Raw genomic sequence first — 12386 nt, 5'->3', positions numbered from 1 at the left:
AAAGACAAAATTATTATACGACTTTTAATCAAAAAAGACAAACATGAGAAATCTTTTGAGCTAGGTACTGAATAAAAGGGCATTTTTTGCTATAATGAGACTATCAATTATAAAAAGGAAATACATTTGCAAGGTAGAATTATCAAGTCTCTAGCAGGTTTTTACTATGTTGAATCTGACGGAGTCATTTATCAGACACGTGCGCGTGGCAATTTTAGAAAAAAAGGTCAAACACCTTATGTTGGCGATTTTGTTGAATTTTCAGCAGATGACCATTCAGAAGGCTACATTTTAGCGATTCATGACCGAAAGAATAGTTTGGTTCGACCACCGATTGTCAACATTGACCAAGCGGTTGTCATCATGTCAGCCAAAGAACCAGACTTTAATGCCAATTTGTTGGATCGTTTTTTGGTCTTATTAGAGCATAAGGCGATAGAACCGATTGTTTATATTTCAAAAATGGATTTAGTGACAACTCCTGATGAGATAAGGACAATTCAAAGACAATATCAAGAAATTGGTTATCAATTTTGCACGTCTTTGGAAGAATTGCTTCCGCTATTGACCGACAAAGTGACTGTTTTCATTGGGCAAACAGGTGTTGGTAAATCAACATTATTAAATAAAATTGCTCCAGAACTCAAGTTAGAAACAGGTGAAATTTCGGATAGTCTTGGACGTGGTCGCCATACCACTCGTGCAGTTAGTTTTTACAATGTTAATGGTGGGAAAATAGCAGATACGCCAGGATTTTCATCGCTTGATTATGAAATTACAAATGCCGAAGATCTCAACGAAGCTTTTCCAGAGCTAAGGCACCTTAGTCATTACTGTAAATTCCGTTCCTGTACGCATACGCATGAGCCATCATGTGCGGTTAAGGAAGCCTTGGAATCAGGCGACCTTTGGCAGTCACGGTATGATAATTATCTCCAATTTCTTAGTGAAATTGAAAACCGTCGTGAAACGTATAAGAAAGTTATAAAAAGAAAGTAGGTACTTATGTCAAACAATAAAATCGCACCATCAATTTTAGCAGCTGATTATGCAAATTTCGCTTCAGAATTAAAACGTATCGAAGAAACAAGTGCAGAATATGTTCATATCGACATTATGGATGGACAATTTGTGTCAAATATCAGTTTTGGTGCAGATGTCGTGGCTAGCATGCGTAAACACAGCAAACTCGTTTTTGATTGTCACCTTATGGTGGTTAATCCAGAACGTTATGTTGACGCATTTGCGCAAGCTGGTGCGGATATTATGACAATTCATGCGGAGTCAACTCTTCATATTCATGGTGCTTTGCAAAAAATTAAAGCTGCAGGTATGAAAGCAGGTGTTGTTATCAACCCAGGAACACCAGTTTCAGCTATTGAATCTGTCTTGAGTTTGGTTGACCAAGTGCTTATCATGACAGTCAACCCAGGATTTGGTGGACAAGCCTTCATTCCTGAAATGCTTGAAAAAGTGGCAAAAGTTGCTCAACTCCGCGATGAAAAAGGCTATGATTTTGACATCGAAGTTGACGGTGGCGTTGATAATAAGACTATCAAAGCTTGCTATGATGCTGGAGCTAATGTCTTTGTTGCTGGTTCGTATCTCTTCAAAGCAAGTGATTTAGCTGCACAAGTAGAAGCATTGCGTGTGGCGGTTAGATGACTAAGATAGCTGTTTTTACTGGCGGTCGCTTGTCAGATTTTTCGACTGATTTTGAGCTTTTTGTCGGTGTTGACCATGGTAGTCTTTTCCTATTAAAAAATCAATTACCTTTAGATTTGGCAGTGGGAGATTTTGATTCTGTCAGCAAAGAAGAATTACAAATGATTCAAGAAAAAGCTGGCGATTTCATCAAGGCTGCACCAGAAAAAGACGACACGGATACAGAGTTAGCCCTAAAGGCGATTTTCTCAAAATGCCCACAAGCACAAGTGACGATTTTCGGCGCTTTTGGCGGTCGAATTGACCACATGATGTCCAATCTTTTTCTACCAAGCGACCCAGAATTAGCACCCTTCATGCGTCAGATAACCCTACGCGATGAGCAAAATACCGTGCAGTTTTATCCTGCAGGTTCTAATCAAGTTTTGCCAGAAAAAGAAATGATTTACGTTTCTTTTATGGCTGATGGTGACGCTGATTTGACCATTAAAGGTGCTAAATACGAGTTTGACGCCAGTAATTTTTTCAAGAAAAAAATCTATTCAAGTAATGAATTTCTTGACCAACCAATTACAGTTACCTTAAAATCAGGCTATCTTATCGTTATTCAAAGTAAGGATAGGTAAAATGTTAATTATTACATTATTATTAGGACTTCTTAGTGTCGTTTTGCTGATTTATCTTTTGCTGAAAATGACAAAGCTGGTAGAAAATGTTTCACAAAAACTGGACGAGAACGCTGATAATTTATCTGACCAAATCTCATATCAGCTTGATTTAGCGCAAAAAGACCAAGTTTTAGCGTTGAATAATCAGATAAATCGTTTGCAAAATGATTTATACACACAATTAAATGATATTCGCGATGTCCTTCATCAAAGTTTGAATGAAAATCGTGACCGTTCTGACCAGCGTTTAGAAATCATCAACCGCAATTTGACAAATTCTGTCAAAGAAATGCAAGAATCAAACGAAAAACGTTTGGAAGAAATGCGTCAAACGGTTGAAGAAAAACTCGAACAAACCTTGCAAAATCGCTTGAAAGCCTCATTTGAGACCGTTTCTAAGCAACTGGAGTCTGTCAATCAAGGCTTGGGCGAGATGAAAAATGTCGCACAAGATGTTGGCACTTTAAACAAAGTACTTTCCAATACTAAGACACGTGGTATTCTTGGTGAGTTACAACTGGGGCAAATTATCGAAGATATTATGACGCCTAACCAATATGAACGAGAATTTCCGACCGTTTCAGGCTCTAGTGAGCGTGTTGAATACGCCATAAAACTTCCAGGAACAGATGATGACGGCTATGTTTATTTGCCAATTGATTCGAAATTCCCATTGGAGGATTACTATCGCTTGGAAGGTGCTTACGAAAGTGGTGACAAAGAACAAGTTGAGCTTTACCGCAAGTCGCTTCTTAACAGCATTAAACGCTTTGCTAAAGATATTAATAAAAAATACCTCAATCCACCTGAGACAACTAATTTTGGAATTATGTTTTTACCAACAGAAGGTTTGTATTCAGAAGTGGTTCGTAATGCTAATTTCTTTGATAGCTTGCGACGTGATGAAAATATTGTCATAGCAGGACCGTCAACCTTATCAGCTCTATTAAATTCGCTTGCTGTCGGATTCAAAACTCTCAATATTCAAAAAAACGCAAACGATATTAGCAAAATTTTAGGAAATGTTAAGGTAGAATTTGAAAAATTTGGTAATATGTTGATCAAAGCTCAAAAACAAATCAATACTGCCAATAACACTTTGGATAGCCTTATTTCCACAAGGACAAATGCGATTATTCGAGCTTTAAATACTGTCGAATCTTATCAAGACCAAGCAACTGCAAGTTTACTTAACCTCCCACCATTAGAAGACGAGGAAAATCATGAAAATTAATCAAATGAAAAAAGATGAACTTTTTGAAGGGTTCTACTTAATAAAATCCGCAGAGCTTCGTAAGACGAGAGCTGGCAAGGATTATATTGCCTTTACTTTCCAAGATGATACTGGTGAAATTTCTGGTAATCTTTGGGACGCTCAGCCCTATAATGTTGAAGAATTTGTTGCTGGTAAAGTAGTGTACATGAAAGGTCGCCGTGAGGTCTATAATGGAACGCCCCAAGTCAATCAAATTACCCTTCGTAATCCATGTGAGGGTGAGCCAAGCGACCCAAGTGACTTCCGAGAAAAATCACCAGTTGACGTTGTTGATGTCAAAGATTATCTTGAGCAAATGATGTTCAAAATTGAAAATGCTGTTTGGCAACGTGTTGTTCGTGCGCTTTATCGCAAATACGACAAGGAATTTTTCACTTATCCTGCAGCTAAGACAAATCACCATGCTTTTGAATCTGGATTAGCCTACCATACAGCAACCATGGTGCGTTTAGCGGATGCAATTGGTGATATCTATCCACAACTCAACAAAAGTTTGCTTTACGCTGGTATCATGCTTCATGACTTGGCGAAAGTCATTGAGTTAACTGGTCCAGATAATACCGAATACACTGTACGTGGCAATCTAATCGGTCACATTGCCTTGATTGATGAAGAAATCACAAAAGTTCTCACAGAATTAAACATTGATGACACCAAAGAAGATGTTATCATTTTACGCCATGTTATCTTAAGTCATCACGGTTTGCTTGAATACGGCAGCCCCGTTCGTCCACGTGTTATGGAAGCAGAGATTATTCATATTATCGATAATATCGACGCCGAAATGATGATGATGACAACAGCATTAGGTCGTATTGACGAGGGTGAAATGACAAATCGTATTTTTGCAATGGACAACCGCTCATTCTACAAACCAAAATTATAAAAGGCAATAAAAAGCAGAACATTTTAACATTACTCACTTAAAATCCCCTTTGCATTAGGGAAAAACACAAAAAACGAACATTTTTTATTAAAATGTTCGTTTTTTTTGTCTTCTTATGATATAATGACAAAAAACAGATATGAAAATGGAGAAATTATGAAATTACGACGTAGTGAACGCATGGTTGTCATCTCCAACTATTTGATTAACAACCCACATAAATTGACAAGTTTAAACACTTTTGCTGAAAAATATGAAGCAGCAAAATCTTCAATCTCTGAAGATATCGCCATTATCAAAAAAGCTTTTGAAGAATCAGGAATCGGCGAAATTGAAACAGTTACAGGGGCGAGCGGAGGTGTCATTTTTACACCAGGAATCTCTGATGAAGAAGCTAAAGCAGTCATCGAAGAATTACGTGACCGCCTTTCAGAAAGCAATCGTATTCTTCCTGGAGGTTATATTTACTTATCAGATTTATTAAGTACCCCTAAAATTTTACAAAGTGTTGGACGTATCATTGCTAATGCTTTCAAGGGAAATAAAATTGATGCGGTTATGACAGTAGCAACCAAAGGAGTGCCTTTGGCAAATGCCGTTGCAAATATCTTGAATGTTCCATTTGTTATCGTTCGACGTGACCTTAAAATTACGGAAGGTTCAACCGTTTCTGTCAATTATGCAAGTGGTTCAAGTGACCGTATTGAAAAGATGTTCTTGTCTAAACGTAGCTTGAAACCGAATAGCCGTGTCTTAATTGTTGACGACTTCCTCAAAGGTGGGGGAACGATTTCTGGTATGGTCAGTCTTTTGAAAGAATTCGATAGTACTCTTGTGGGTGTCGCAATCTTTGCTGAAAATGCCCAAGAAAAACGTGACCGAATGACTTACAAATCTCTTCTAAAAGTTTCAGAAATTGATGTTCAAAACAACCATGTCAAAGTAGAAATTGGTAATATTTTCGATTAAAAGAGGGAGTTCCTTTTTTGAAAGTTATATTACCCAAGAGCGTTTAATCTTGACTATAACAAATTTTAATAGCTGCCAAAAAGTTTTATAAAAGCTATAAAACACAGCGAAAGCATTTGACAGATGGTGCGAGTTATGTTATCATAATGAACGGTACTTTTTACTTTTGGTCTCTCCAGAGTGTACAGAGACGTGCTGACAAATGTTGCAAAGTACACATTTTAGATAAGGACTGTCACCAAGTACTTTATCAACCAAAATAAAAAATCTTACAGGAGAAAAGTAGATGCCTACAATCAACCAGTTGGTACGTAAACCACGTAAATCTAAAGTTGAAAAATCTAAATCACCAGCACTTAACGTTGGTTACAACAGCCACAAAAAAGTTCAAACTAACGTATCTTCACCACAAAAACGTGGTGTTGCAACTCGTGTTGGAACAATGACACCTAAAAAACCTAACTCAGCCCTTCGTAAATTCGCTCGTGTACGTTTGAGCAACCTTATCGAAGTTACTGCATACATCCCAGGTATCGGACACAACCTTCAAGAACACAGTGTTGTTCTTATCCGTGGTGGACGTGTAAAAGACCTTCCAGGGGTACGTTACCACATCGTTCGTGGTGCACTTGATACTGCAGGTGTTGCTGATCGTAAACAAAGCCGTTCTAAATACGGTGCTAAACGTCCTAAAGGGTAATAGAAGGGGGATAAGAAAAAATGAGTCGTAAAAATAGAGCGCCTAAACGCGAAGTATTGCCAGATCCATTATACAATTCACAACTTGTAACACGTCTTATCAACCGTGTTATGCTTGATGGTAAACGTGGTACAGCTGCATCAATCGTTTATGATGCATTTGAACAAATCAAAGAAGCTACTGGAAACGATGCACTTGAAGTATTCGAAACAGCTATGGAAAACATCATGCCTGTTCTTGAAGTACGTGCTCGTCGTGTTGGTGGTTCTAACTACCAAGTCCCAGTTGAAGTTCGTCCAGAACGTCGTATAACTCTTGGACTTCGTTGGTTGGTAACTGCATCACGTGCTCGTGGTGAACACACTATGAATGATCGTCTTGCAAAAGAAATCTTGGATGCTGCTAACAACACTGGTGCTTCAGTTAAAAAACGTGAAGATACACACCGTATGGCAGAAGCAAACCGTGCATTCGCACACTTCCGCTGGTAATCTGCGATATACAGAAACAAAGCTTCGAATACAATTAAACCTTTTTACTACTGGTATTCAGGCTGTGTTTAGTGAGTGTTTTACTTGCTAACATGTATCAAATTTAATAAAGCGTGTTTAGAACGGGTAGGTCCTGCCTATCCGTTCTAAAAGTATGCTATAATGGAGTAGTAAATTAAATTTATAATAGGAGAAAAAATGGCTCGCGAATTTTCACTTGAAAAAACTCGTAACATTGGTATCATGGCTCACGTTGATGCTGGTAAAACAACAACAACTGAGCGTATTCTTTACTATACTGGTAAAATCCATAAAATCGGTGAAACACACGAAGGTGCTTCACAAATGGACTGGATGGAACAAGAGCAAGAACGTGGTATCACAATCACATCTGCCGCTACAACTGCACAATGGAAAGATTACCGTGTAAACATTATCGACACACCAGGGCACGTGGACTTCACAATCGAAGTACAACGTTCTCTTCGTGTTCTTGATGGTGCGGTAACAGTTCTTGACTCACAATCAGGTGTAGAACCTCAAACTGAAACAGTTTGGCGTCAAGCTACTGAATACGGTGTTCCTCGTATCGTATTCTCAAACAAAATGGACAAAATCGGTGCTGACTTCTTGTACTCAGTAAGCACACTTCACGATCGTCTTCAAGCTAACGCTCACCCAATTCAATTGCCAATCGGTTCTGAAGATAACTTCAACGGTATCATTGACTTGGTTAAAATGAAAGCTGAAATTTACACTAACGACCTTGGTACAGATATTCTTGAAGAAGATATCCCAGCTGAATACGTAGATCAAGCTAACGAATATCGTGAAAAATTGATCGAAGCAGTTGCTGAAACTGATGAAGAATTGATGATGAAATACCTTGAAGGTGAAGAAATCACTGAAGCTGAATTGAAAGCTGCTATCCGTAAAGCAACTATCAACGTTGAATTCTTCCCAGTTCTTTGTGGTTCTGCCTTCAAAAACAAAGGTGTTCAAATGATGCTTGATGCGGTTATCGATTACCTTCCAAGCCCACTTGACATCCCTGCAATCAAAGGTGTTAACCCAGATACAGGCGAACAAGAAGAACGTCCAGCGTCAGATGAAGAACCATTTGCAGCCCTTGCATTCAAAATCATGACTGACCCATTCGTAGGTCGTTTGACATTCTTCCGTGTTTACTCAGGTGTATTGAACAGCGGTTCTTACGTTCTTAACACATCTAAAGGTAAACGTGAACGTATCGGACGTATCCTTCAAATGCACGCTAACCACCGTAACGAAATTGAAACAGTTTACGCTGGTGATATCGCTGCTGCCGTTGGTTTGAAAGACACTACAACTGGTGACTCATTGACAGATGAAAAAGCTAAAATCATCCTTGAATCAATCGAAGTTCCAGAACCAGTTATCCAATTGATGGTTGAACCTAAATCTAAAGCTGACCAAGATAAAATGGGTATTGCTCTTCAAAAACTTGCTGAAGAAGACCCAACATTCCGTGTTGAAACTAACGTTGAAACTGGTGAAACAGTTATCTCTGGTATGGGTGAACTTCACCTTGACGTCCTTGTTGACCGTATGAAACGTGAATTCAAAGTTGAAGCAAACGTAGGTGCTCCACAAGTATCATACCGTGAAACATTCCGTAAAGCTACTCAAGCACGTGGATTCTTCAAACGCCAATCTGGTGGTAAAGGTCAATTCGGTGATGTTTGGATTGAATTTACTCCAAATGAAGAAGGTAAAGGTTTCGAATTTGAAAATGCTATTGTTGGTGGTGTCGTTCCTCGTGAATTTATCCCTGCAGTAGAAAAAGGTCTTCAAGAATCTATGGCTAATGGTGTTCTTGCTGGTTACCCATTGGTTGACATTAAAGCTAAACTTTACGATGGTTCATACCACGATGTCGATTCATCTGAAACAGCGTTCAAGATTGCTGCATCACTTGCACTTAAAGAAGCTGCTAAAACTGCACAACCGGTTATTCTTGAACCAATGATGCTTGTTACAATCACAGCTCCAGAAGAAAACCTTGGTGACGTTATGGGTCACGTTACAGCTCGTCGTGGACGTGTTGATGGTATGGAAGCTCGTGGTAACACCCAAATCGTTCGTGCCTTCGTTCCACTTGCTGAAATGTTTGGTTATGCAACAGTTCTTCGTTCTGCAACTCAAGGACGTGGTACATTCATGATGGTATTTGACCACTATGAAGACGTTCCTAAATCAGTACAAGAAGAAATCATCAAGAAAAATTCTGGTGAATAATTTTTGATAGAGAGGATGCTCAAAAGAGCGTCCTTTTTTATTATGAAAACGGTAATAATATTTGCAATTTTGGCGAAATAGTTATATAATACTAACGTTGAAAGGTTGATTTGTGCCTACGTAAGTTAATCTTTTCACAATTGTCTAAAAGGGAAACCTTTTAAAATAAAAAATTTTTTTGATTTTCAAAAGGAGGAAATCACTAATGGTAGTTAAAGTTGGTATTAATGGTTTCGGTCGTATCGGTCGTCTTGCATTCCGTCGTATCCAAAACGTTGAAGGTGTTGAAGTAGCTCGTATTAACGACCTTACTGACCCAGCTATGCTTGCACACTTGTTGAAATACGATACAACTCAAGGTCGTTTCAACGGTACTGTTGAAGTCAAAGACGGTGGGTTCGAAGTTAACGGTCAATTCGTTAAAGTTTCTGCAGAACGTGACCCAGAACAAATTGACTGGGCAAACGATGGCGTAGAAATCGTTCTTGAAGCAACTGGTTTCTTTGCTACTAAAGAAGCAGCTGAAAAGCACTTGCATGCTGGTGGTGCTAAGAAGGTTGTTATCACTGCTCCTGGTGGATCAGATGTTAAGACTATTGTTTTCAACACTAACCATGACGTTCTTGATGGTACAGAAACAGTTATCTCAGCTGGTTCATGTACTACAAACTGTTTGGCTCCAATGGCTGACGCTTTGAACAAGAACTTCGGTCTTAAAGCTGGTACAATGACAACTATCCACGGTTACACTGGTGACCAAATGATCCTTGACGCTCCACACCGTAAGGGTGACTTCCGTCGTGCACGTGCTGCTGCAGCAAACATTGTTCCTAACTCAACTGGTGCTGCTAAAGCTATCGGTCTTGTATTGCCAGAATTGAACGGTAAATTGCAAGGTCATGCTCAACGTGTTCCAGTTCCAACGGGTTCATTGACTGAATTGGTTTCAGTTCTTGACAAAAAAGTGACTGCTGACGAAGTTAACGCTGCTATGAAGGCTGCTGCAACTGAAAGCTACGGTTACAATACTGACCCAATCGTTTCTTCTGATATCGTTGGTATGTCATTTGGTTCATTGTTTGATGCAACTCAAACAGAAGTAACTGAAGCAACAGATGGTACTCAATTGGTTAAAACTGTTTCATGGTACGACAACGAAATGTCTTACACTTCACAACTTGTTCGTACTCTTGAATACTTCGCAAAAATTGCTAAATAATCAATGAGTTAGCTGAAGAAGAGAGGATTCGTTCCTCTCTTTTTTGTCTATTGTAAAATGATACAGAAATTCACAGGTTTCCTCGTTTAGTAGTGGCTGACGTACAAAATGTACTGATTTTGCTACCTCTTTTACAGGTTTTGTGATATAATTAGCATGTATAAAAAATAATAAGGAGTCCTATCAAATGGCTAAATTGACTGTTAAAGACGTTGATTTGAAAGGCAAAAAAGTTCTTGTCCGTGTTGACTTTAACGTGCCTTTGAAAGATGGCGTTATCACTAACGACAACCGTATTTCTGCGGCTCTTCCAACAATCAAGTACATCATCGAACAAGGTGGTCGTGCAATTCTTTTCTCTCACCTTGGACGTGTTAAAGAAGAAGCTGATAAAGAAGGTAAATCTCTTGCTCCAGTAGCAGCTAATTTGGCAGCTAAACTTGGTCAAGAAGTTGTCTTCCCAGGTGTTACACGTGGTGCTGAACTTGAAGAAGCTATCAACAACCTTAAAGATGGTGAAGTTCTTCTTGTTGAAAACACTCGTTTTGAAGATGTTGATGGTAAAAAAGAATCTAAAAACGATCCAGAACTTGGTAAATACTGGGCTTCACTTGGTGACGGAATCTTCGTTAACGATGCATTTGGTACTGCACACCGTGCACACGCATCTAACGTAGGTATCTCTGCAAACGTTGAAAAAGCTGTTGCAGGTTTCCTTCTTGAAAACGAAATTGCATATATCCAAGAAGCTGTTGAAAAACCAGTTCGTCCATTTATCGCAATCCTAGGTGGTTCAAAAGTTTCTGATAAAATCGGTGTTATCGAAAACTTGTTGAAGAAAGCTGATAAAGTCCTTATCGGTGGTGGTATGACTTACACATTCTTTAAAGCACAAGGTATTGAAATCGGTAACTCACTTGTTGAAGAAGACAAACTTGATGTTGCTAAAGAACTTTTGGCTAAAGCTGACGGTAAATTAATCTTACCAGTTGACTCAAAAGAAGCTAACGCTTTTGCTGATTACACTGAAGTTAAAGTTACTGAAGGTCCAGCAATAGATGATGGATTCCTTGGTCTTGATATCGGTCCAAAAACTATCGCTAAATTTGACGAAGAATTGACTGGTGCTAAAACAGTTGTTTGGAACGGACCTATGGGTGTGTTCGAAAACCCTGATTTCCAAGCTGGTACAATCGGTGTAATGGACGCTATCATTAAACAACCAGGCGTTAAATCAATTATCGGTGGTGGTGACTCAGCTGCCGCAGCTATCAACCTTGGTCGTGCTGACAAATTCTCATGGATTTCTACTGGTGGTGGAGCTTCTATGGAACTTCTTGAAGGTAAAGTACTTCCAGGTCTTGCAGCACTTACTGATAAATAATAATTTCTTCGTTAAGAAGATTCAAAAGGACGGCAAAGCCGTCCTTTTTTGTGTGTAAAATCCATAAATGAAAAGAAAACATTTTATTGCTTAAAAGTGGTACTATTATTTTGTTTTGTGAAAATCAAGTGAGAGATATTTTGTGGTAAACGCATTCATATTGGTGGAACGCTCACAAATCAATTTGAAAATATGTTAAAATAAAGAAAATGCAAATTGGTTGTGAGTTATGAATTATTTAAAAAATCTTTTATCGAATTATAAGTTTGACCCGAGTAAATTTAAATTGGGTATGCGCACCCTTAAGACTGGTTTAGCTGTTTTTTTGGTGTTATTAATTTTCCATTTATTTGGATGGGAAGGGCTGCAGATAGGAACGCTGACAGCTGTTTTCAGTTTACGTGAAAGTTTTGACAAAAGTGTTCATTTTGGTTTCTCACGTGTGGTTGGAAATAGTGTTGGTGGTTTGCTATCTTTGCTCTTCTTTTTTATCAATAAATTTTTCCATAATCAGTTTTGGGTAACGTTGATTTTTGTCCCAATTTTTACCATGTTAGGAATTATGATTAATGTTTCAATTAATAACAAAGCAGGAATCATTGGTGGAACATCGGCGCTTTTGATTATTACCTTATCAATTCCTGCTGGAGATACTATTTTATATGTGTTTGCTAGGGTATTTGAAACATTTTGCGGAGTCTTTGTAGCTATTCTTGTTAATTCTGATGTTGATAAGATTAGGGGGCTTTTACGCAAAAAAATCTAAAAATTTTTCGTTCATGTCATATTTTCTTACATAAGGGGTTGACAGTTTAGAATTTTCAGACTATAATAAGTGTCGGAAGGAGGTC

The 12386-nt window shown here is 38.5% G+C and carries 12 protein-coding genes; all 12 read left to right on the top strand.

What is annotated here, in order from left to right; genetic code table 11:
- Positions 1-126 precede the first annotated feature (126 nt).
- Entirely contained in the window at positions 127-999 is an 873-nt protein-coding gene (gene rsgA / locus SMA_RS09225; RefSeq protein WP_014295296.1) for a ribosome small subunit-dependent GTPase A, read from the top strand.
- Between the two features lie 6 nt (positions 1000-1005).
- A complete protein-coding gene (gene rpe / locus SMA_RS09220) occupies positions 1006-1665 on the top strand; it encodes a ribulose-phosphate 3-epimerase (protein ID WP_014295295.1) in 660 nt (219 codons plus the stop codon).
- Positions 1662-2291 carry a thiamine diphosphokinase gene (locus SMA_RS09215; RefSeq protein WP_014295294.1) on the top strand — a complete coding sequence of 210 codons (630 nt, stop codon included), beginning with the start codon at positions 1662-1664 and terminating at the stop codon, positions 2289-2291. The genes rpe and SMA_RS09215 overlap by 4 nt, the downstream gene beginning before the upstream one ends.
- 1 nt (position 2292) lies before the next feature.
- A complete protein-coding gene (locus SMA_RS09210) occupies positions 2293-3567 on the top strand; it encodes a DNA recombination protein RmuC (protein ID WP_014295293.1) in 1275 nt (424 codons plus the stop codon).
- Positions 3557-4495: a 3'-5' exoribonuclease YhaM family protein gene (locus tag SMA_RS09205; RefSeq protein ID WP_014295292.1), complete on the top strand. Its 939-nt coding sequence runs from the start codon at positions 3557-3559 to the stop codon at positions 4493-4495. The genes SMA_RS09210 and SMA_RS09205 overlap by 11 nt, the downstream gene beginning before the upstream one ends.
- 156 nt (positions 4496-4651) lie before the next feature.
- Positions 4652-5464 (top strand): pur operon repressor, encoded by an 813-nt coding sequence (gene purR, locus SMA_RS09200; protein WP_014295291.1) that lies wholly within the window; start codon positions 4652-4654, stop codon positions 5462-5464.
- A 286-nt stretch (positions 5465-5750) separates the two neighbouring features.
- Positions 5751-6164 (top strand): 30S ribosomal protein S12, encoded by a 414-nt coding sequence (gene rpsL, locus SMA_RS09195; RefSeq protein WP_003066537.1) that lies wholly within the window; start codon positions 5751-5753, stop codon positions 6162-6164.
- A gap of 20 nt (positions 6165-6184) precedes the next feature.
- Entirely contained in the window at positions 6185-6655 is a 471-nt protein-coding gene (gene rpsG, locus SMA_RS09190) for a 30S ribosomal protein S7 (RefSeq protein WP_014295290.1), read from the top strand.
- A gap of 198 nt (positions 6656-6853) precedes the next feature.
- Positions 6854-8932 (top strand): elongation factor G, encoded by a 2079-nt coding sequence (fusA, locus tag SMA_RS09185; RefSeq protein ID WP_014295289.1) that lies wholly within the window; start codon positions 6854-6856, stop codon positions 8930-8932.
- Between the two features lie 205 nt (positions 8933-9137).
- Positions 9138-10151 (top strand): type I glyceraldehyde-3-phosphate dehydrogenase, encoded by a 1014-nt coding sequence (gap, locus tag SMA_RS09180; RefSeq protein ID WP_014295288.1) that lies wholly within the window; start codon positions 9138-9140, stop codon positions 10149-10151.
- Between the two features lie 187 nt (positions 10152-10338).
- The gene (locus SMA_RS09175; protein ID WP_014295287.1) at positions 10339-11535 is read left to right on the top strand and encodes a phosphoglycerate kinase; all 1197 of its coding nucleotides are present in this window, start codon (positions 10339-10341) and stop codon (positions 11533-11535) included.
- Positions 11536-11764: 229 nt separating this feature from the next.
- Positions 11765-12301: an FUSC family protein gene (locus SMA_RS09170; RefSeq protein ID WP_014295286.1), complete on the top strand. Its 537-nt coding sequence runs from the start codon at positions 11765-11767 to the stop codon at positions 12299-12301.
- Positions 12302-12386: the final 85 nt, after the last annotated feature.

The sequence above is a fragment of the Streptococcus macedonicus ACA-DC 198 genome (assembly GCA_000283635.1).
GTDB lineage: Bacteria > Bacillota > Bacilli > Lactobacillales > Streptococcaceae > Streptococcus > Streptococcus macedonicus.
Note: the sequence above shows the minus strand (reverse complement) of the source record. Positions and strands in the feature narration are given on the sequence as shown.

Bases quoted from the DNA above. Each gene is read 5' to 3' on its own strand.
- SMA_RS09170 (WP_014295286.1), top strand. From the start codon at position 11,765: ATGAATTATTTAAAAAATCTTTTATCGAATTATAAGTTTGACCCGAGT.
- purR (WP_014295291.1), top strand. From the start codon at position 4,652: ATGAAATTACGACGTAGTGAACGCATGGTTGTCATCTCCAACTATTTG.
- SMA_RS09205 (WP_014295292.1), top strand. From the start codon at position 3,557: ATGAAAATTAATCAAATGAAAAAAGATGAACTTTTTGAAGGGTTCTAC.
- SMA_RS09210 (WP_014295293.1), top strand. From the start codon at position 2,293: ATGTTAATTATTACATTATTATTAGGACTTCTTAGTGTCGTTTTGCTG.
- SMA_RS09215 (WP_014295294.1), top strand. From the start codon at position 1,662: ATGACTAAGATAGCTGTTTTTACTGGCGGTCGCTTGTCAGATTTTTCG.
- rpsL (WP_003066537.1), top strand. From the start codon at position 5,751: ATGCCTACAATCAACCAGTTGGTACGTAAACCACGTAAATCTAAAGTT.
- gap (WP_014295288.1), top strand. From the start codon at position 9,138: ATGGTAGTTAAAGTTGGTATTAATGGTTTCGGTCGTATCGGTCGTCTT.
- fusA (WP_014295289.1), top strand. From the start codon at position 6,854: ATGGCTCGCGAATTTTCACTTGAAAAAACTCGTAACATTGGTATCATG.
- rpsG (WP_014295290.1), top strand. From the start codon at position 6,185: ATGAGTCGTAAAAATAGAGCGCCTAAACGCGAAGTATTGCCAGATCCA.
- SMA_RS09175 (WP_014295287.1), top strand. From the start codon at position 10,339: ATGGCTAAATTGACTGTTAAAGACGTTGATTTGAAAGGCAAAAAAGTT.
- rpe (WP_014295295.1), top strand. From the start codon at position 1,006: ATGTCAAACAATAAAATCGCACCATCAATTTTAGCAGCTGATTATGCA.